This is a genomic window from Kitasatospora sp. NBC_00039, assembly GCF_045160625.1.
GTDB lineage: Bacteria > Actinomycetota > Actinomycetes > Streptomycetales > Streptomycetaceae > Kitasatospora.
On record NZ_CP108289.1, the window covers coordinates 3768290 to 3788306 of the forward strand.

General features: G+C 73.1%; 19 protein-coding genes and 1 tRNA gene. 5 read left to right on the forward strand and 15 right to left on the reverse strand.

Annotated elements, in window-relative coordinates:
- Positions 1–107: 107 nt before the first annotated feature.
- The 5 genes from OG286_RS16555 to OG286_RS16575 all read right to left on the reverse strand — a co-directional run bounded on the left by OG286_RS16555 (position 108) and on the right by OG286_RS16575 (position 5839).
- Positions 108–1109 (reverse strand): SMI1/KNR4 family protein, encoded by a 1002-nt coding sequence (locus OG286_RS16555; protein WP_396325347.1) that lies wholly within the window; start codon positions 1107–1109, stop codon positions 108–110.
- A 186-nt stretch (positions 1110–1295) separates the two neighbouring features.
- On the reverse strand, positions 1296–2411 hold the full coding sequence (locus OG286_RS16560) for a DegT/DnrJ/EryC1/StrS family aminotransferase (protein ID WP_396325348.1): 1116 nt from the start codon (positions 2409–2411) through the stop codon (positions 1296–1298).
- Between the two features lie 57 nt (positions 2412–2468).
- The gene (locus tag OG286_RS16565; RefSeq protein ID WP_396325349.1) at positions 2469–3620 is read right to left on the reverse strand and encodes a DegT/DnrJ/EryC1/StrS family aminotransferase; all 1152 of its coding nucleotides are present in this window, start codon (positions 3618–3620) and stop codon (positions 2469–2471) included.
- Between the two features lie 51 nt (positions 3621–3671).
- The gene (locus OG286_RS16570) at positions 3672–4652 is read right to left on the reverse strand and encodes an NAD-dependent epimerase/dehydratase family protein (protein ID WP_396325350.1); all 981 of its coding nucleotides are present in this window, start codon (positions 4650–4652) and stop codon (positions 3672–3674) included.
- A complete protein-coding gene (locus OG286_RS16575; protein WP_396325351.1) occupies positions 4649–5839 on the reverse strand; it encodes a Gfo/Idh/MocA family protein in 1191 nt (396 codons plus the stop codon). Before OG286_RS16575 ends, OG286_RS16570 begins: the two co-directional genes overlap by 4 nt.
- 361 nt (positions 5840–6200) lie before the next feature.
- Here OG286_RS16575 and OG286_RS16580 point away from each other — a divergent pair, with 361 nt between their 5' ends.
- Positions 6201–6656 carry a YwqJ-related putative deaminase gene (locus tag OG286_RS16580; RefSeq protein ID WP_396325352.1) on the forward strand — a complete coding sequence of 152 codons (456 nt, stop codon included), beginning with the start codon at positions 6201–6203 and terminating at the stop codon, positions 6654–6656.
- A gap of 64 nt (positions 6657–6720) precedes the next feature.
- Positions 6721–7266, forward strand: coding sequence for an SUKH-3 domain-containing protein (locus OG286_RS16585; RefSeq protein ID WP_396325382.1), 546 nt, complete (start codon positions 6721–6723; stop codon positions 7264–7266).
- Positions 7267–7354: 88 nt separating this feature from the next.
- Here the strand turns inward: OG286_RS16585 and OG286_RS16590 are convergent, their stop codons facing one another.
- The gene (locus tag OG286_RS16590; RefSeq protein ID WP_396325353.1) at positions 7355–8623 is read right to left on the reverse strand and encodes a sensor histidine kinase; all 1269 of its coding nucleotides are present in this window, start codon (positions 8621–8623) and stop codon (positions 7355–7357) included.
- Positions 8624–8882: 259 nt separating this feature from the next.
- Here OG286_RS16590 and ppc point away from each other — a divergent pair, with 259 nt between their 5' ends.
- Positions 8883–11747, forward strand: coding sequence for a phosphoenolpyruvate carboxylase (gene ppc / locus OG286_RS16595; protein WP_396325354.1), 2865 nt, complete (start codon positions 8883–8885; stop codon positions 11745–11747).
- Between the two features lie 186 nt (positions 11748–11933).
- Here ppc and OG286_RS16600 read toward each other — a convergent pair whose 3' ends face one another.
- The 8 genes from OG286_RS16600 to OG286_RS16635 form a co-directional block, all read right to left on the reverse strand.
- Entirely contained in the window at positions 11934–12260 is a 327-nt protein-coding gene (locus tag OG286_RS16600) for a hypothetical protein (protein ID WP_396325355.1), read from the reverse strand.
- Between the two features lie 144 nt (positions 12261–12404).
- Complete coding sequence (gene pth, locus OG286_RS16605) at positions 12405–12986, reverse strand: aminoacyl-tRNA hydrolase (protein ID WP_396325356.1); 582 nt, start codon at positions 12984–12986, stop codon at positions 12405–12407.
- A gap of 108 nt (positions 12987–13094) precedes the next feature.
- A complete protein-coding gene (locus OG286_RS16610; RefSeq protein ID WP_396325357.1) occupies positions 13095–13694 on the reverse strand; it encodes a 50S ribosomal protein L25/general stress protein Ctc in 600 nt (199 codons plus the stop codon).
- Positions 13695–13976: 282 nt separating this feature from the next.
- A complete protein-coding gene (locus OG286_RS16615) occupies positions 13977–14954 on the reverse strand; it encodes a ribose-phosphate diphosphokinase (RefSeq protein ID WP_396325358.1) in 978 nt (325 codons plus the stop codon).
- A gap of 202 nt (positions 14955–15156) precedes the next feature.
- The gene (glmU, locus tag OG286_RS16620) at positions 15157–16614 is read right to left on the reverse strand and encodes a bifunctional UDP-N-acetylglucosamine diphosphorylase/glucosamine-1-phosphate N-acetyltransferase GlmU (RefSeq protein ID WP_396325360.1); all 1458 of its coding nucleotides are present in this window, start codon (positions 16612–16614) and stop codon (positions 15157–15159) included.
- A 145-nt stretch (positions 16615–16759) separates the two neighbouring features.
- Positions 16760–16832: transfer RNA gene (locus tag OG286_RS16625), tRNA-Gln, on the reverse strand.
- Positions 16833–16839: 7 nt separating this feature from the next.
- Positions 16840–16980, reverse strand: coding sequence for a hypothetical protein (locus OG286_RS16630; protein ID WP_396325361.1), 141 nt, complete (start codon positions 16978–16980; stop codon positions 16840–16842).
- Complete coding sequence (locus tag OG286_RS16635; RefSeq protein WP_396325362.1) at positions 16973–17272, reverse strand: hypothetical protein; 300 nt, start codon at positions 17270–17272, stop codon at positions 16973–16975. The genes OG286_RS16630 and OG286_RS16635 overlap by 8 nt, the downstream gene beginning before the upstream one ends.
- A gap of 174 nt (positions 17273–17446) precedes the next feature.
- On the opposite strand from OG286_RS16635, the gene OG286_RS16640 reads away from it, so the two are divergent.
- On the forward strand, positions 17447–18418 hold the full coding sequence (locus tag OG286_RS16640; protein ID WP_396325363.1) for an acyl-CoA desaturase: 972 nt from the start codon (positions 17447–17449) through the stop codon (positions 18416–18418).
- Between the two features lie 26 nt (positions 18419–18444).
- Entirely contained in the window at positions 18445–19194 is a 750-nt protein-coding gene (locus OG286_RS16645; protein ID WP_396325364.1) for a TetR family transcriptional regulator, read from the forward strand.
- Here the strand turns inward: OG286_RS16645 and OG286_RS16650 are convergent.
- Positions 19191–19982: a methyltransferase domain-containing protein gene (locus tag OG286_RS16650; protein WP_405361138.1), complete on the reverse strand. Its 792-nt coding sequence runs from the start codon at positions 19980–19982 to the stop codon at positions 19191–19193. The genes OG286_RS16645 and OG286_RS16650 overlap by 4 nt on opposite strands.
- Positions 19983–20017: the final 35 nt, after the last annotated feature.

A 20017-nucleotide genomic window follows, 5' to 3' on the forward strand; every position in this document is an offset into this window, starting at 1 on the left:
CTGTCCCCTTCATCCCCGCTTGCTGCTTCGCCGCTTGCTGCTTCGCCCCGGCCTGCCACGTCGTCGCAGCAGGCCGGACACCCTTGACCACCGCCACCGGGGCCACGTCAGCCCACCGGCACGGCGCGGGCGAACCCGCCGTCCACCATCAGCTCCGCCACCGTCTCCAGCTCCGGCGGGCTGCCGGCCAGCCGGAGCAGGAACGCGTCGAAGTCCTCGCCGCAGGGCAGCAGGAGCCGGGCGACGCGGTCCTCGGGCGCCTCGGGCGCACCGGTGTCGCGGGCGTCGTCGTAGAGGCAGAACCAGACCGAGCCGATCCGGTCACCGCGCACCTTGAGCGCCACGATGCCGCCCTGGGCGTAGGCGATGCCCAGGTAGTCCTTGGTGAGGTGGTCGCGCAGGCACTTGTTGGCGTAGACGACGTCCTCGGTGCCGTACTCCTCACTCAGGGTCAGGAACGGCTGGTCGAGCAGCAGCCCGAGCTCGGGGTCGAGCGCCACGCCGACGGGGGCGCGGCCGCCGCCGAGCTTGAGGAAGGTCCGGTAGGCGCCGGGCAGCCGGTAGCCGAGGCGCTCCTCGGCGCGCTGCACGAGGTCCTCGGGGACGCCGATCGGGTCGGTGCCGTCCTTGGCGAGCGAGAAGTGCACCGGCCGGCGCTCCTGCAGTGGGCGGGTGCCGCGGCGGCTGTGGTCGGCGCTGGAGGTGGCCAGGCCGCCGTGGTGCCGCAGCAGCGCCTTGACCTCGACCGGGACCAGCTCCATCCGGCGCCAGCCGGGCGCGGCCCGGCCGACCGCGTGGTGCCAGGTCCAGCCGGGCGGGGTGGCGACGGCGGTCTCCAGGTCGGCCCAGAGCGGGTGGCCCTGGGTGAACTGCGCGGCGTTGGCCGAGACGTAGTCGGTCAGGCGCAGCTCGTCGACGCCGAAGCCCTCCGGCGGGTCGGCGACCTCGGCCGCGGCAGCGGCGTAGGGGCCGAAGTCCGGGAAACCGTACTCGTCCACCCGGATCCCGGCCGGGTGCCGCTCCGCACGGACCGGGTCCGGGAACTGCACCACCTGACCTGCGTACGCCGCGTTCGGTGCGGCGGTGACGCCGGGCCGACCTGTCGTCATCTGGGAGCCCCCACTGGCTGCTGCAAATACTTCGGTGCGCTTGCTGGCTACCAGCGTAGGGGGTCGGCCCTGGCCCCGGACCCCCGCCCGGGGGACGGAGCGGGATCGGCCCTCGGGGCCTGTCCGGCAACTCCCGCCGGGCGCGAATCGCCGACGCGTCCCCGGGACAGGACCAGCCGGACAGGACTAGTCCGAGAGTGCCTTCGCCAGCGCCTCGGCCACGCGCTCCTGCTGGCCCTCGGTGATCTGGGGGTAGAGCGGCAGCGTGAGCAGCTCCCGGGCGGCCCGCTCGGCCACCGGGAACGCGCCCTCCCCGTGGCCGAGGTGACGGAACGCGGGCTGGAGGTGGACCGGCACGGGGTAGTGGATGCCCACGCCGATGCCGGCCGCCTGCAGGGCGTTCAGCACGGCGTCCCGGTCCCGGCCGGGGCCGATCCGTACCGTGTACAGGTGCCAGACGTGCTCGTTGCCGGGAGCCGTCCGCGGCAGGGTGACGCCGTCGAGCCCGGCCAGCAGCCGGTGGTAGCAGGCGGCGGCGGCCCGGCGGGCCTCGTTCCAGGCGGGCAGCCGGCGCAGCTTGGCCCGCAGGACGACGGCCTGGAGGGCGTCCAGCCGGGAGTTGAAGCCGAACCGCTCGTGCTCGTACTTGCGGCCGGAGCCGTGGTCGCCGATCAGCCGGACGGTGGCGGCCAGGCGGTCGTCGTCGGTGACGACGGCGCCCGCGTCGCCGTACGCGCCGAGGTTCTTGCCGGGGTAGAAGCTGGTGGCCGAGATCCGGCCGTGGAGGGCGCGGCCGTCCTGCCGGGCGCCCTGGGACTGTGCGGCGTCCTCCACCACGGGCCGGTCGCCGGCCAGCTCCAGCAGCGGCGCCATCGGGGCGAGCTGCCCGTTGAGGTGGACGGGCAGCAGCGCCACCGCGCCCGGCAGGGCGTCGGCGACCCGCACCGGGTCGATCAGCAGGTGCTCGGGGTCGGCGTCGACCAGGACCGGGCGCAGCCCGGCCCGGACCACGGCCTCGGCGGTGGCGACGAAGGTGTTGGCGGGCAGCACCACGCCGCCGCCGGGGGGCAGGTCGAGGGCGCGCAGGGCCAGTTCGACTGCGTCGGTGCCGTTGGCGGCGCCGACGCAGTGCCGGGTGCCGGAGAAGGCGGCGTACTCCGCCTCGAAGCCGTCCGCCTCGGGGCCCCTGATGTAGCCGCCGGTGGCGAGCACCCGGTCGAACCCGGCCCGGACCTCGGCCTCGACCTCGGCGTGCGCGGCCTTCAGGTCGACGAGCGGGACGGGCGGCTGGTCGGTGGTCATCCTGGTCTCCTCCTGGGGCGTCTCGGCGGGTCTGGGCGGGACGGGCACGCGGGCAGGTCAGCCGAGCGCGGCGCGCAGCGCGGCGGCCACCCGGTCCTGCTGCTCCTCGGTGAGCGCGTGGTGGAGCGGCAGGATCAGCGAGCGGCGGGTGAGCAGCTCGGTGGCGGGCAGCGGCACCCGGGCGGTCCCCTTGTACGGGGCCTCCAGGTGGGCGGCCATGATGCCGCGCCGGGCGGAGACGCCGGCTCCGGCGAGCCGGGCGAGCAGCTCGGCCCGGTCGGGGGCGCCGTCGGGCGGCAGCACCCAGCAGGACTGGTAGTTGGTGGTACCGTGCGCCGGGTCGGCGACCAGCCGGGCGCCGGTGCCGGCGAGCAGCTCCCGGTACCGCGCGGCGAGTTCGCGCCGCCGGGCGACCATGGCCGGCAGCTTGCGCAGCTGCACCAGGCCGATGGCGGCCTGGATGTCGGTCATCCGGTAGTTGAAGCCGATCTCGTCGTAGGTCTCCAGCAGGCTCGCGCCGCCGGCCGCGGCGTGCCGGTCGGCGGCCGAGACGCTCATCCCGTGCTCGCGCAGCCGCCGCAGCCGGGCGGCGAGTTCGCCGTCCTGGCAGGTGACCATGCCGCCCTCGCCCGTGGTGAGGAGCTTGCGCGGGTGGAAGGAGTAGGCGGCGATCGTGGCGGTGCTGCCGGCCGGGCGGCCGCGGAGGACCGAGCCGGCCCCACAGGCGGCGTCCTCGACCACGGTGACCCCGCGGGGCTCGACGGCGGCCCGGATCGCGTCCAGGTCGACCGGGACGCCGCCCTGGTCGACGGCGATGACGGCCCTGGTCCGGTCGGTGAGCAGCGGTTCGACGGTGGCCGCGGTGAGGTTGCCGGTGACCGGGTCGACGTCGGCGAAGACCGGAACGGCTCCGACGTAGGTGACGGCGTTGGCGGTGGCCACGAACGAGAGCGAGGGGACGACGACCTCGTCCCCGGGCCCGATGCCGGCGCCGATCAGCGCCAGGTGCAGGGCGGTGGTGCAGGAGGAGACGGCGACGGCGTGCGGGGCGCCGAGGTGCTCGGCGAAGGCGCGCTCGAACGCGGCGACCCGGGGGCCCTGGGCCACCCAGCCGGAGCGGACGGCCTCGGCGGCGGCCTCGGCCTCCTCCTCGCCGAGCCACGGCACCATCACCGGGATGTTGGGCATGACGGGGTTGTTCTCGGACACAGCTGCACTCCGAACTGCCATGACTGCCGTATGTCGTACGGACGAGGGGAACTACTGCTCGCGCCACCAGGCGACCAGCCTGCGCAGGCCGTCGTCGAGGCCCAGACCGGGCTTCCAGCCGAGGTCGCGCTCGGCGGCGGTGATGTCCGCGAGCCGCCGGACCACGCCCCCGGCGGTACCCCGGGCGGGCCCGTGCTCGACGTCCAGGTCGGGGCGGTCCATCGCGCGGAGCAGTGCGTCGGCCAGCCCGCGCAGCGAGACCTCGGTGGAGCTGGCGATGTTGTAGACCCGGTCGGTGACGGGCGCGGCGGCGGCCAGCAGGTTGGCCCGGGCGATGTCCTCGGTGTAGACGAAGTCCATGGTCTGCGCGCCGTCGCCGAAGATCAGCGGCGACTGCCCGGCGGCGATCCGCTCCATCCAGCGGATGAACACCTCGGTGTACTTGCCGTGCACGTCCATCCGGGGCCCGTACACGTTGAAGTAGCGCAGGGCGACGTAGTCCAGCCCGGACATGGCGTGGAAGGAGCGCAGCAGGCCCTCGTTGAAGACCTTGGCGGCCCCGTACAGGGTGTCGTTGTTGTAGGGGTGCTGGGTCTCGGGCGTGGGGAAGGTGTCGGCGAGGCCGTAGACGGAGGCGGTGGAGGAGGCGACCACCTTGCCGACGCCCACCTCGGCGGCGGCCTCGACCACGTCGAAGGTGCCGTCCACCATGATCTCCAGGGCCAGCCGGGGCTCGGTGGCGCACTGGGTGATCCGGATCGCGGCCAGGTGGAAGAGCAGGTCGGTGCCCGGGTCCAGCAGTTCGCGCAGCAGCGCACGGTCGCGGATGTCACCGTCCACCACCCGCAGCTGCCCGGGGGCGGCGATCCCCCGGGCGTACGCCAGGTTGGCCGTCCGGCCGCGGACGAAGTTGTCGAGCACGACCACCTCGCGGGCGCCCGCCTCGATCAGCTGGTCGACCACGGTGGAGCCGATGGTGCCGGCCCCGCCCGTGACCAGGCAGCGGGAGCCCTCGATCTGTACAGCGTTCACCGCGCGGCGGACCTTTCCTGAGCGTCTTCCCGGGCATCGGACAGTCGGTCGATCGTCACTGCGTCATCCAGTCCGGCGCCCACCGGGACGGTGGCGCCGCCGAGTTCGAGGCTGAGCGAGGCCGCCTCCAGCAGCTGCAGCACGCGCAGACCGGCCCGCCCGTCGGTGAGCGGCGCCCGGCCCTCGGTGATGGCGGCGGCGAACTCGGCCATCACGTTGCGCAGCGCCTCCTGCTCGACCAGGGCGGGCGCGACCATCTCGCCGACCCGGTAGGAGATCAGCGCCTGGTGGCGGATCGCGTCGGTCAGTTCGTCGGGCGGGGTGAGGTCCACGCCCCGGTCGTGCACCGCGAGCCGGGCCTGCGGGTTGAGGTCGTCCCAGACCAGGGTGCGCCGCGAGCCGCCGATCAGCGTGGTGCGGACCTTGGTCGGGGAGAGCCAGTTGACGTGGCAGTGCGCCAGTGCGCCGTTGCTCAGCCGGACGGTCAGGTAGGCGACGCAGGCCCGGCCGGCGCCGAGCGGGTCGGCGCCCTGGGCGGAGACCCCGACCGGCTCGACGCCCGGCGGCAGCACGAAGTCGAGGATGGACAGGTCGTGCGGGGCGAGGTCCCAGAGCACGTCGACGTCCGGCTGGACCAGCCCGAGGTTGATCCGCACCGAGTCGAAGAACTGGACGTCGCCGATCTCCCCGCCGTGCACCAGCTCGCGGATCCGGCGCACCACCGGGGTGTAGCAGAAGGTGTGGTCGCACATCAGCACCAGCCCGCGCTCCTCGGCGAGCGCCACCAGGTCGGCGGCCTCCGCGGCGGAGGTGGTGATCGGCTTCTCCACCAGGACGTGCTTGCCCGCCTCCAGCGCGGCCCGCACCAGCCGGTAGTGCGCCGCGGCGGGCGTGGCCACGGCGACCGCGCCGACCCGCTCGTCGGCGAGCACCTGCTCGAAGGAGGTGGTGGACCGGACGGTGCTGTACTCCCCCAGCACCCGGCGGGACCGGGTCTCGTCCAGGTCGCAGAGCCAGTGCAGGCGCAGCGCCGGCGTCTGCTGCGCGTTGCGGACCAGGTTCGGGCCCCAGTAGCCGGCTCCGACCACGGCGATCCCGACCGGGTGCGCGGGCGTGGGCTGCGGCAGCGCACCCGGCGTGGGCACGTGCTCACCGGGTGCCTCGTTGGCGGTTTCCGTCTCCGTCATCGCAAGACCCCCCTTGCCGGGCCCCGGGGCACCCTTGCCCCGGGGGCCTCAACGGACAGTGCGGGCAAAGGAGTTGTCATGACCTGCCGGAAACCCCCCTCCGGCCGGCCGTCCCCTTGGCCCCCTGCTGGAACGCTACCGGCCGCCACCACCGGCCGGGGGCGGATTCGGGAAACCCGGGGACGAGTCGTGACGACGGCGTGCGGATCCGGCCAGGACCACGTGCCCGCCCGGCCTGCCGCCGGGACCGGCCGTCCGTCCCCGCACCCCGGTTGTACGAATGTCGGTGACATTTGACAGGCTTGCCCCGGACCGGCCCCTGCCGGCCGTGCCGTCAGCGGGAAGAGGAGGAGGACGACGCATGACCACCGGGGAACCGGCCGGACCGCCCCTGCTGCGCCACCACCGCGACAGCCTGCTGCCCGCCGTCGCCGCCGCCCTGTCGCTGAAGGGCGGCGAGGTGCACACGCTGGCCGGCGACAAGCCCGCCCGGCGTCCGGTGCTGCACCCGCTGGTCGGGGACTTCCTGGACGCGCTGCCGCTGGAGCACCGCGAGCGGTTCACCGGCCGCTGCCCGGAGGCCGTCCTGCTCTCCCAGTACCTGACCACGGTGGACGCCAGACGCTCCAAGCGCGCCTCCCGCAAGCCGATGAGCGTGCAGGACGCCCGCAAGGCGCTCAAGGGCTCCCGGCTGACCACCGTCCGGATCCGCGAGGAGCACGACCCGGCGCACGGCACCCACGCCCCGCCCTGCCGCTCCTGCATCCCGCTGCTGGAGCACTTCACCGTGCAGAGCGTCGCCGTCGGACCGCGCTGACCACACCGGCCGGCCGGCCCCGCGCCCCCGTACGTCCCCCGCCCCCGAGCCACCGGAGCCCGTCCTGAACCCGACCAGCCCGCCCCCGCCTCCGCCGAGCACGCTCGGCGGTCCCGCCCTCCGGACCCGCCCGCGCTTCCCGGCCGACGTCGCCGCCGAGCTGAAGGCGGCCGGCTGGCACCCCGGCCGCTGGGAGATCCGGCAGGCCGAGGAGTGGGCCGACACCCTGATGGGGTACGGCACCCCGGCCGGCGTCCCGCACACGGTGTTCCCGGCGGCGGTGGAGGCCTGGGCCGAGTTCGGCGGCCTCGCCTTCGACCTGGCCGGCCCCGGGCGGCAGCTGGCCCGCACGCCGTTCCTGGTGGACCCGCTCCGCGGGCTGCACCAGCCGCGCACCCTGGCCGACCTCGGCCGCGCGCTGGACACCCGGCTCGCCCCGCTCGGCGAGGAGGCGTACGGGCAGGCGCTGCTCGCAATCGACGAGGAGGGCCGGGTCTACAGCCTCGACCACACCGGCGAGTGGTTCCTCGGCCACGGCATCGACCAGGCGATCACCGCGCTGGTCCTCGGCACCGCACCCGAGCGGCTGCGCACCGCCGACGAGGTCTAGGGATCGGACGGGTGCGCACCGCCGACGAGGCCCAGGGGCCTGGCGGGTGCGCACCGCCGACGATCTCCGGGTGCCGGGCGGCCGCGCCTCAGGCCAGCCGGTCGGCGCGGACCGCCAGCCGGGACGGCAGCACCGCCTCCACCCGGAACCCGCCGTCCCGCTCGGGACCGGCCGAGAAGGTGCCGCCCAGCGCGACCACCCGCTCGCGCATCCCGACCAGCCCGTTGCCCCCGCTGGGCAGCGCCGCCGCGCCGCGCTCGCCGTCCGGGCAGGCGTTCACCACGCTCACCCGCACGCCGTTGGGCGCGTACGCGAGCAGGACGGAGACCTCCGCGCCGCCGGCATGCTTGTGCGCATTGGTCAGACCCTCCTGCACCACCCGGTACGCGGTCTGCTCGGCCTCGGTGGTGAACTCCTGGCGGCTGCCGCTGACGGTCAGGGTGACGGCCATCCCGGCCGCCCGGGACTGGTCGACCAGCCGGGGCAGCCCGGTCAGCGAGTCCGGCTCCGGCGCGGTCTCGTCCGACATCCGCAGCACCCCGAGGATCTCGCGCAGCTCGTTCAGCGCCTGCCGGCCGACCTCGCCCATCAGCTTGGCGCTCTGCGCCGCCTTCTGCGGGTCCTTCGCCACGATCCGCTCCAGCGCCCCGGCGTGCACCACCATCAGCGACACCCGGTGCGCCACCACGTCGTGCATCTCCCGGGCGATCCTGGTCCGCTCCTCCAGCCGGGCCCGGCGGGCGCGCTCGCGGGCCTGCTCGGCCAGCAGGTCCAGCTCGGTCTCCAGGCCGTGCGCGCGGTCCTTGAGCGACTCGATCAGCCGCCGCCGCGCACCCATGTAGAGGCCGGTCACGACCGGCGGCACGGTGAGGCCGACGGCCACCAGCACCGACAGCAGCACCTGGCCCCAGAGCGGCGGCTGTTCCACCGTCGTGTCGGAGGGCGTCAGCATCTGCACCAGCATCACGCCGACCGCCTCGGCGAAGGCCAGCGCCGACAGTGCCACCACGCGCCGGCGCCGGGTCGGCCACTCCCAGGTCTCCGCCAGCGTGTACAGCGACACCACCAGCAGCAGCACACCGAGCATCCCGGGCATCGCGAGCAGCGCCACCAGCAGCGGCACCGCCGGCCAGCGCCGCCGCAGCACCAGGCTGGCCCCGGCCAGCGCGCCGAACAGCGCGACCCCGACGATCGCGAGCGTCCCCATGTGGACCCGGGGCGCGAGGAAGGCGACCCCGCTGGCCGCGCACTCCAGGGCCGCCAGCGCGGCCAGCCCGATGTCCAGGAGAGCGCTGCGACGCCGCTCCCACCACCAGAACGACCGGTCCTGCGCGCGCTCCCCAGGCGACTTGCTCATAGCCCCACAGCCTAAGCGTGAACCCCGTCCCCTCCCCACCCGGTTCCGTTCCGACACCCCTTCAAGTGGCCAAGTGGTCCAGACCACACGGCGGGACCGTGATCTTGTCCGCCATCCGGCCACCTCGCGGACACCACCCCTCCCGACACCTATGCTGGTCGCGTCGGACAGCGCGGTCCGCACGCGTCACACGCGCCACACGCGCGCGGAACTGTGGCGATGAGCCGTTGCCGAACCCCACCACCACAGGGAGCCAGCCGTGACCGCTCCGGTCCCCACCCCGGCGGACAGCCCAAGCCGAGTCGGCGCAGCCGGCGCCGACGCCGACAACACCGCCCTGCGCGCGGACATCCGCCGCCTCGGCGACCTGCTCGGCGAGACGCTGGTCCGCCAGGAGGGCCCCCAGCTGCTGGGCCTGGTCGAACAGGTCCGGCTGCTCAGCCGCACCGACGGCGAGGCCACCGCCGAGCTGCTCTCCGACATCGACCTGGAGACCGCCGCCAAGCTGGTCCGCGCCTTCTCCACCTACTTCCACCTCGCCAACGTCACCGAACAGGTGCACCGCGGCCGCGAGTTCGCCACCCGGCGGGCCCGCGAGGGCTCGCTGCTCGCCCAGACCGCCGACCAGCTCGCCGAGGCCGACCCCAAGCACCTCGCGGACACCCTGGCCCACCTGGCCGTCCGCCCGGTCTTCACGGCCCACCCCACCGAGGCCGCCCGGCGCAGCGTCCTCAACAAGCTCCGCCGGATCGGTGAACTCCTCGACCGGATCCACCGCGAGCAGCTCGCCTCCGGCCTCGCCGAGGCGAACCCGGCCCACACCTCGGCCACCCGTCACCCGGCCACCAGCCCCGACCGGGCCGCTGCACGGCGCACCTCCCTCCAGCGCCAGGCCGACCGCCGGCTCGCCGAGGTCATCGACCTGCTCTGGCAGACCGACGAGCTGCGGATCGCCCGCCCGGAGCCCACCGACGAGGCCCGCAACGCCGTCTACTACCTGGACGAGCTCTACCGCGAGGCCGTCCCGGAGGTCCTGGAGGAGCTGCACGAGGAGCTCGCCCGGGTCGGCCTCACCCTGCCCGACGGCGTCCGCCCGCTCACCTTCGGCACCTGGATCGGCGGCGACCGCGACGGCAACCCCAACGTGACCCCGCAGGTCACCTGGGACGTCCTCAACCTCCAGCACGAGTACGGCATCAAGGACGCCCTCGCCGCCGTCGACGACCTGCGCGGCTCCCTCTCCACCTCCGAGCGCCTGGCCGGAGCCTCGGTCGAGCTGCTCGCCTCGCTCAACACCGACCTGCACGTGCTCCCCGAACTCAGCCCGCGCTACAAGCGGATGAACGCCGAGGAGCCCTACCGCCTCAAGGCCACCTGCGTCCGACTCAAGCTGGAGAACACCCGCGAGCGGCTCGCCCACGGCACCCCGCACGTCGCGGGCCGCGACTACCTGGGCACCCGCGAGCTCATCACCGACCTCCGGCTCATCCAGGACTCCCTGCGCGCCCACCGCGGCGAGCTGATCGCCGACGGCCGCCTCGCCCGCGCCATCCGCACCATCGAGGCGTTCGGCCTGCAGCTCGCCACCATGGACGTCCGCGAGCACGCCGAGGCCCACCACCACGCGCTCGGCCAGCTCTTCGACCGCCTCGGCGAGGAGGCCTGGCGCTACGCCGACATGCCCCGCGAGTACCGGCAGAAGCTGCTCGCCAAGGAGCTCCGCTCGCGCCGGCCCCTCGCCCCCACCCCGGCCCCGCTGGACGCCGCCGGCACCAAGACCCTCGGCGTCTTCAACACCATCCGCGAGGGCTTCGAGCGGTTCGGCGACGAGATCGTCGAGAGCTACATCATCTCGATGTGCCAGGGCGCCGACGACGTCTTCGCCGCCACCGTCCTCGCCCGCGAGGCCGGCCTGATCGACCTGCACTCCGGCATCGCCAAGATCGGCATCGTGCCGCTGCTGGAGACCACCGACGAACTCCAGGAGGCCGACCGCATCCTGGACGAGATGCTCTCCGACCCCTCCTACCGGCTGCTCGTCTCGCTCCGCGGCGACGTCCAGGAGGTCATGCTCGGCTACTCCGACTCGTCCAAGTTCGGCGGCATCACCACCTCCCAGTGGGAGATCCACCGCGCCCAGCGCCGGCTGCGCGACGTCGCCCACCGCTACGGCATCCGGCTGCGTCTCTTCCACGGCCGCGGCGGCACCGTCGGCCGCGGCGGCGGCCCTTCGCACGAGGCCATCCTGGCCCAGCCCTGGGGCACCCTGGAGGGCGAGATCAAGGTCACCGAGCAGGGCGAGGTCATCTCCGACAAGTACCTGCTGCCCTCGCTGGCGCGGGAGAACCTCGAACTGACCATCTCGGCCACCCTCTCCGCCTCCGCGCTGCACACCGCCCCGCGCCAGGCCCCCGAGGAGCTGGCCCGCTGGGACGCCGCGATGGACCAGGTCTCCGAGGCCGCCCACACCGCGTACCGGGCCCTGGTCGAGCAGGAGGACCTGCCGAAGTACTTCTTCGCCGCCACCCCGGTCGACCAGCTCGCCTCGCTGCACCTGGGCTCCCGCCCGTCCCGCCGCCCCGACTCCGGCGCCGGCCTGGACGGCCTGCGGGCCATCCCGTGGGTGTTCGGCTGGACCCAGTCCCGCCAGATCGTCCCCGGCTGGTTCGGCGTCGGCTCCGGCCTGGCCGCCGCCCGCGACGCCGGTCTCGGCGACGTACTGGACGAGATGTACGGCCAGTGGCACTTCTTCCAGAACTTCCTGTCCAACGTCGCCATGACGCTGGCCAAGACCGACCTGCGGATCGCCCGCCACTACGTCGAGCAGCTGGTGCCGGCCGAGCTGCACCACATCTTCGACCAGATCACCGCCGAGCACGACCGCACCCTGCGCGAGGTGCTCCGGCTCACCGGCGAGAGCGAGCTGCTGGAGCACAACCCGGTGCTCAAGCAGACCTTCACCGTCCGCGACGCCTACCTCGACCCGATCTCCTACCTCCAGGTGGCGCTGCTGCGCCGCCAGCGCGAGGAGGCCGCCACCGGCCGGCACGAGGACCCGCTGCGCGCCCGCGCGCTGCTGCTGACCGTCAACGGCATCGCCGCCGGCCTGCGCAACACCGGCTGACCCCGGCCGCCCCACGGAGAAGGGGCCGGCGGCGGGCACCTCGCCCGCCGCCGGCCCCTTCGGCATCTCCCGGGAACGGACCTCGGCCACCACCGGCCGACGGCAACGGATGACGACCCTTCGGAGAGAAAGGGCGGGGCCGGTGCCCGGACCTCCGGACACCGGCCCCGCCGGGCACCTCTCGCGTCACTCCCCCAGATCGCCCGCGCGCCGGCGCTTCACCCACAGGGCCGCGCCGCCGGCCGCCACGACCAGGCCGCCGCCGACGGCCAGCAGGCCCGCGTCACCGCCGACCGAGCCGCCCAGCACCGGGCCGAACTGCGCCGCCGCGGGATCCGAGGACACCACACCCGGATCGGGATCCGCCACCGTCTCCGCGTGCGCCACGCCGCCGCCCGAGAGCAGCACCCCGGCCGCTCCCAGCGCACCGGCCGTACCCACTCGCCGTCCGAGCTGCTTCAGCCGCACCACCCGGACCCGACGAAGGCGCCGGACCGGCCGAAAACTCCGCATCGAGAACTCCCCAGGACCCGTTCGCGTACGGGCCCGACGCTATCGGATCCCGCACGTGATTCTCACGCCCGTTCAGGTTTGGAGGGCCAAGCGTTGTACGACTGTTGCGTACCGCCACCGGACTTCTGACGGTCGGTCACCGGTTCAGGAGTTGTACGTCCCCTGGGCCCGCTCCAGCCCCTCCGTCAGCAGCGCCTCCACCGCGTCCGCCGACCGGTCCACGAACCAGTCCAGCTCCTTGCGCTCGGCACCGGAGAAGTCCTTCAGGACGAAGTCCGCGACCTCCATCCGGCCCGGCGGGCGGCCGATCCCGCAGCGCACCCGGTGGTAGTCCGGGCCCAGCGACTTGGTGATCGACTTCAGCCCGTTGTGGCCGTTGTCCCCGCCGCCCAGCTTCAGCCGCAGCGTCGCGTAGTCGATGTCCAGCTCGTCGTGGACCGCCACCACGGCCGAGGCCGGCGCCTTGTAGAAGTCCCGCAGCGCCGTCACCGGGCCGCCGGAGAGGTTCATGAACGACATCGGCTTGGCCAGCACCACCCGCCGGCCCGCCAGCCTGCCCTCGGCGACCTGGGCCCGACTCTTGTGCGCCTTGAACTTCGTGCCCATCCGCTGCGCCAGCAGGTCCACCACCATGAACCCGATGTTGTGCCGGTTGCGGGCGTACTGCTCACCCGGGTTGCCCAGCCCCACCACCAGCCAGGGCCCCTCGTACACGTCGTCGTTCATCCCACCGCTCCTCGTGGTCATGTTCACCGTCATCATCCCGGACATGCCGCTGCCCCGGCCGCTCCAGCACGGGAGCGACCGGGGCAGCGGTCAGGCTGTGCGAGAGGCTCAGGCCTCGGCGCCGGCCTCGGCGGCCTCGGCAGCCTCGGCGTCCGCGTCGGCCTGCGAGGCCTGGGCGCCGATGACCTGCAGCACGACGGTGTCGGCCTCGACGGCCAGCGTGGTGCCCTTGGGGAGCTCGATGTCACCGGCGGTGATCGAGGCACCGGCCTCCAGGCCCTCGACCGAGACGGTCACGGACTCGGGCAGGTGGGTGGCCTCGGCCTCGATCGGCAGGGCGTTGAGCACGTGCTCCAGCAGGTTGCCGCCGGGGGCCAGCTCGCCCTCGGTGTGCACCGGGATCTCGACGGTGACCTTCTCGCCGCGCTTCACGAGCAGCAGGTCGACGTGCTCGATGGTGCGCTTGATGGCCTCACGCTGGACGGCCTTCGGCAGGACGTACTCGTCCTTGCCCTCGATCGGGACGACCAGGAGGGCGTTCGGGGTCTTGAGGGCCATCATCAGGTCGTGGCTCGGCAGGTTCAGGTGAACCGGGGCGTGGCCGTGGCCGTAGACGACACCGGGGACGAAGCCGGCACGGCGGGCGCGACGGGCGGCACCCTTGCCGAACTCGGTACGGGTCTCAGCGGCAAGGCGGATCTCGGACACGACTGCACTCCTCGTGAAAATGGCGCGGGGGTGCAGGCAACGCGAAAAACCGCCGGGACCACACCCTCAGTACGTTCGGGGGTCACTCGGCGGCCTACGACCTCTGCCGACAGCCGAAAATCCGGCACCGGCAGCGCGTCGATCACGGAGCGGGCACCCGGCAAGCAGGCACACGGCATCCCTCGCCGAGCAGTTTCACGAGTCTAACCGCACCGGTGGCCTCTCGCGAAATCGGCGGCGGCCCCGGCCCTTTCGGGACCGGGGCCGCCTGCGCGGGCTTCGTCAGTGCACGCCCTCGAACAGGCTGGTGACCGAACCGTCCTCGAACACCTCGCGGATCGCGGCCGCGATCGACGGGGCGATCGACAGCGTGGTGATCTTGTCGAGCTGGAGCTCGGCCGGGGTCGGCAGCGTGTTGGTGAACACGAACTCGCTGACCCGAGAGTTCTTCAGGCGGTCCGCCGCCGGGCCGGAGAGCACACCGTGGGTGGCGGCCACGATGACGTCCGCCGCGCCGTTCTCGAACAGCGCGTCGGCCGCGGCGCAGATGGTGCCCGCGGTGTCGATCATGTCGTCGACCAGGACGCAGACCCGGTCCTTGACGTCACCGACCACCTCGGCGGAGAGGATGGTGTTGGCCTGCGTCATGTCGCGGCGCTTGTGGATGATCGCCAGCGGCGCACCCAGGCGGTCCGACCACTGGTCCGCGACCTTCACCCGGCCGGCGTCCGGCGAGACGATGGTCAGCCGGTCGCGGTCGACCTTCTCACCCAGGTAGTCCGCCAGCAGCGGCAGCGCGAACAGGTGGTCGACCGGGCCGTCGAAGAAGCCCTGGATCTGCGCGGTGTGCAGGTCCACCGCCATCAGGCGGTCGGCGCCCGCCTGCCGCAGCAGGTCCGCGATCAGGCGGGCCGAGATCGGCTCCCGGCCCAGGTGCTTCTTGTCCTGGCGGGCGTAGCCGTAGAACGGCAGGATCGCCGTGATGCTCCGGGCGGAGGCCCGCTTCAGAGCATCGATCATGATCAGCTGCTCCATGATCCACTGGTTGATGGGAGCCGTGTGGCTCTGCATCACGAAGCAGTCCGCACCGCGCGCCGAATCCAGGAAGCGGACGTAGATCTCGCCGTTGGCGAAGTCCAGGGCCTTGGTCGGGACCAGCTCGGTCCCCAGCGACGCGGCCACCTCCCTCGCCAGCTCCGGGTGGGCACGGCCGGAGAAGAGCTTGAGTTTCTTCTCACCCGACGTCGTGATCCCGCTCACTGCACCGTCTCCTCGCGTTGCTGACGCTGAACCCGTCCGCACCGCAGGCAGGCGCGAGCCCGCTGGCGATAGGGGTCGGGGGAATGTCGGTACGCCTGGACACGGGCGGTAAGCCCAATGGCGCACGTATGACCCCAAGGTTACGCGCCCGCGCAGAAACCGTCCGCCCCGGGATCGCCCCTCGGACTCCCGCCCCGCCCCGTCAGGCCTCCGCAGCCTCTTCCGACGCGGCGGCCGCAGCCTGGGCCGACGTGGTCCCGGGGCGCTTGCGCTCCACCCAGCCCGCGATGTTGCGCTGCTGCGCCCGGGCCACGCCCAGTGCGCCGGGCGGCACGTCCGAGGAGATCACCGAGCCGGCCGCGGTGTAGGCACCGTCGCCGACGGTGACCGGAGCGATGAACATGTTGTCGGATCCGGTACGGCAGTGCGCCCCGATCACCGTGCGGTGCTTGTTCACCCCGTCGTAGTTCACCGTGACGGAGGCCGCACCGACGTTGGTGCCCTCACCGATGGTGGCGTCCCCGATGTAGGAGAGGTGCGGCACCTTGGCGCCCTCGCCCAGCTCCGAGTTCTTCACCTCGACGTAGGTGCCGACCTTCGCCTTGCGGGCCAGCTTCGCCCCCGGCCGCAGGTAGGCGTACGGGCCGGCGGTGGCGAGGTCGCCCACCTCGGCACCGTCCGCCGTGGTGTTGCTCACACGGGCGCCGGCGCCGATCCGGGTGTCCTTCAGCGTCGAGTTCGGGCCCACCTCGCAGCCCTCGCCCAGGTGGGTGAGGCCCTGCAGCTGGGTGCCCGGCAGCACCACCGCGTCCGGCTCGTACGACACCTGCACGTCGATCCAGGTGGTCGCCGGGTCCACCACGGTGACGCCCGCGCGCATCGCCCGCTCCAGCAGGCGGTCGTTCAGCAGCCGCCGGGCCTGCGCCAGCTGCACCCGGTCGTTGATGCCCAGGATGTCCCGGTAGTCCGCGGCCACCACGGCGCCGACCCGGTGGCCGGCGGTCCGCAGGATCTCCAGGGTGTCGGTGAGGTACTCCTCGCCCTGCACGTTGTCGGTGGTCACCCGGGAGAGCGCCTCGGCCAGCAGCTTGGCGTCGAAGGCGAAGACCCCGGAGTTGATCTCGGCGATCGCCCGCTGGGCGTCCGAGGCGTCCTTCTCCTCGACGATCGCCGCGACCGCGCCGTCCGCCCCGTCCCGCAGGATCCGGCCGTAGCCGAACGGGTCCGGCACCACGGCGGTCAGCACGGTGACGCCGTTGCCCTGCTCGGTGTGGGCACCGGCGAGCGCGGCCAGCGTCGCCCCGGTCAGCAGCGGCGCGTCCCCGGTGGTGACGATCACCGTGCCGTCCAGCTCCACCCCGTCCGCGGCCAGGGCCTCCAGCGCCGTCCGCACGGCGTGCCCGGTGCCCTTCTGCTCCTCCTGCACCACGGCGCGCGCCGCCGGGTGGTGCGCCGCCAGGTGCTCCTGCACCTTCTCGCGCATGTGCCCGACCACCACGACCAACTGCTGCGGAGTCAGCTCCTCTGCCGCCGCCACCGCATGACCCACCAGTGACCGCCCGCACACCTCGTGCAGCACCTTGGGCAGGCTGTTCGACTTCATCCGGGTCCCGCCACCGGCGGCAAGTACGACAACGGCGGCAGGCGAATTGGCACTCACGGGTGGAGGCTCCTCAGTCGGTTCACAGAGAGGGCAGTGCAGCCAGAGAGAGGATCCGCACGTCTACGCCCCGGCGCCTAGAGGATAGCCGGGGCCGGGAAACGGACAGTTTGGCCTGGATCCAGGGGCATCGGCCATGGCAATGCTCCGCCGGATGGACTCGAACCATCACTGCAAGGCTCCAAAGGCCTGCGGGCTGCCAATTACCCCACGGCGGATAGTTGCTCAGACCTTACCCGAGTCCGCCGCGCGCTGTGTATCGGCAATCCCCTTCCACCAGCCCTCGATCCGGCGATACAGGTCGGCGCCGCCCAGCACGCTGACAACCAGGCAACCGTGATAACCCTCGCCGGTGTTCTTACTCACCGTCCTCGGGTCCGACGAGGAAGAGATCCCGGTCGCTCATCGGGCCGATCTCTGCAGCGGCAGCCGTCTTCGTGGCCCTGCGTTCCTCCTCCCGCTGTCTGCGGACAGGCCCCCAGCGGGTCTCGGCCGCTCTGCGCATCCGCTCTCGGCTCGGCCGCGGCGCCGGCAGGTCCCGCACCCACAGGGATATCGAGCTCTTCGACACCCCCGGCTCGGCCTGGATCTCGTCGTACGCCCGGCCCTCGCCGCGGAGGCGGCGGGCGGCTTCCCGCAGCTCGGTCCTGGCTCGCATGCGGCGATTCTGTGTGCGATACGTCCCATGTGGGGCGAATCAGAGCTTCATCCATCCAGTCGGGTGAATTCACTCAAGTGACCCCAGCGGCGTATTCCCCGGACAACCGGGCACAACCTACGATGCCGTAGGTTACGCCAACGTAGCCTCCGCCCCCTCCCCCAAGGGACGCCCATGACCATCCAGGCCGGCGAGGCGCGCGCCGATACCGCGCACTCCATCGATCCCGCCCCGACGCAGTTGTCCGCCACCCGTGGCGGGGAGAAGCAGGGGCTCGCCGAGCGGGTCGCGCTCGGGCTCTTCATCGCCGTACCCTTCGCCGCCCTGCTGGCCGCCGTGCCGGTGGCCTGGGGCTGGGGGCTGGGGTGGACGGACCTCGCGATCGCCACCGCCATGTACTTCCTCACCTGCCACGGCATCACGGTCGGCTACCACCGCTACTTCACCCACGGCGCCTTCAAGGCCAACCGGGCCCTGCGGGTCGCCCTCGCCATCGCCGGGTCGCTGGCGATCGAGGGGCCGCTGGTGCGCTGGGTGGCCGACCACCGCAAGCACCACCGGTACAGCGACAAGGACGGCGACCCGCACTCGCCCTGGCGCTACGGCGAGACCGTCCCGGCCCTGCTCAAGGGCCTCTGGTGGGCGCACATGGGCTGGCTCTTCGACGAGGAGCAGACCCCGCAGCTGAAGTACGCGCCCGACCTGGTGCGCGACCCGGCCATAAGAGTGGTCTCCCGGCTGTTCTGGCTCTGGACGACGCTCTCGATGCTGCTGCCGCCACTGGTCGGCGGGCTGGTCACGCTCTCCTGGCAGGGCGCGCTCTCCGCGTTCTTCTGGGGCTCGCTGGTCCGGGTGGCACTGCTGCACCACGTCACCTGGTCGATCAACTCGATCTGCCACGCGGTGGGCGCACACCCGTTCCGCTCCCGCGACCGCTCCGGCAACGTCTGGTGGCTGGCCGTGCTCTCCTGCGGCGAGTCCTGGCACAACCTGCACCACGCGGACCCGACCTCGGCCCGCCACGGTGTGCTGCGGGGGCAGGTCGACTCCTCGGCCCGGCTGATCCGCTGGTTCGAGCTGGCCGGCTGGGCCCGGGACGTCCGCTGGCCGGACGCACAGCGGATCGCCGCCCGCCGCGCCGCATGAGGGCGCGCCTGCAGCATGATGTAGGGGTGAACGGGAGCAGCGCAGACAGCACAGGCGGCCACGAGAGCACGCGGACGGAGGCCGCGCCGGATGCGGCGCAGGCCCGTCCGCGTGCGGCCGCCCCGGCGGGTGCGGCTGCGCCGGCGGGCCGCCGCCGGGCCGGCCGGGTGCGGATGACCGGGAAGCAACGGCGGGAGCAGCTACTGGAGATCGGCCGGTCGGTGTTCGCCGAGCGCGGCTACGACGGCACGTCGGTGGAGGAGATCGCCGAACGGGCCGGGGTCTCCAAGCCGGTGGTGTACGAGCACTTCGGGGGCAAGGAGGGGCTGTACGCGGTGGTGGTGGACCGCGAGATGCAGCTGCTGCTGGACATGGTGACGGGGGCGCTGACCGGCGGGCACTCGCGGGAGCTGCTGGAGCAGGCGGCGTTCGCGCTGATGGACTACATCGACACGTCGACGGACGGTTTCAAGATCCTCGTCCGGGACTCCCCGGTGGCCCAGTCGACCGGCACCTTCGCCTCGCTGATCAGCGACATCGCGACGCAGGTGGAGGACATCCTGGGCCTGGAGTTCAAGGCGCGGGGCTTCGACGCGCGCCTTGCCCCGATGTACTCGCAGATGCTGGTGGGGATGGTCGCGCTGACGGGCCAGTGGTGGCTGGAGGTGCGCAAGCCGCAGAAGGCCGAGGTGGCCGCCCACCTGGTCAACCTGGCCTGGCACGGCCTGGAGGGGATGGAGCGGCACCCGAAGCTGGTCGGCGAGCGGAAGGCCTAACGCTTGGTCCCGACGGCGAAGATCCGCCGGAACGGGAAGACGGTGCCCTGCGGTCCGGCCGGGTAGGCCTCGCGGAGCAGGGCGCCGTACTCGGCGAGGAAGGCCTCGCGGGCGGCGGGGTTGGTGAGCCGGGTGAGGACGGGCCGCAGCGCTGTGCCCTTGACCCACTCCAGTACCGGGTCGGGGCCGGTGAGCAGGGTGCTGTAGGTGGTCTCCCACACGTCGGGGGTGCAGCCGGCGTCGGCGAGGGCCCGGAGGTAGTCGCCCGGCCGGTGGACGCCGGCCCGGGTCGCGTCCTCGCCCAGGGCGTCGCGCCAGCGGGGGCTGCGGCGCAGCTCGGCGAGCACGGTGTGGCTGGGCGAGTCGAAGTTGCCGGGCACCTGGAAGGCGATCACCCCGCCCGGCGCGAGCGCCGCGGCCCAGCGCGGCAGCAGTCCGAGGTGGCCCGGGAGCCACTGCAGGGTCGCGTTCGAGACGATCAGGTCCGGCGCCGCCCCGGCCGGGTCGTAGGTGACCGCGTCGGCGAGCAGGTAGTCGGCGGTGGGCTCGCCGGTGGTGCGAGCGGTGGCGAGCATCTGGGCGGAGTTGTCGATGCCGGTGATCCGGGCCTCGGGCCAGCGTTCGCGCAGGACGGCGGTGGAGTTGCCGGGGCCGCAGCCGATGTCGAGGACGGTGGCGGCGGGCTGGTGCGGGACTTCGGGCACGCGGGCGAGCAGGTCGCGCAGCGGACGGGTCCGTTCGTCGGCGAAACGCAGGTACTGCTCAGGGTCCCAGACGGGGGTGGTCATGACGGGCCTCACAAGTATCTCGACGTCAAGATATC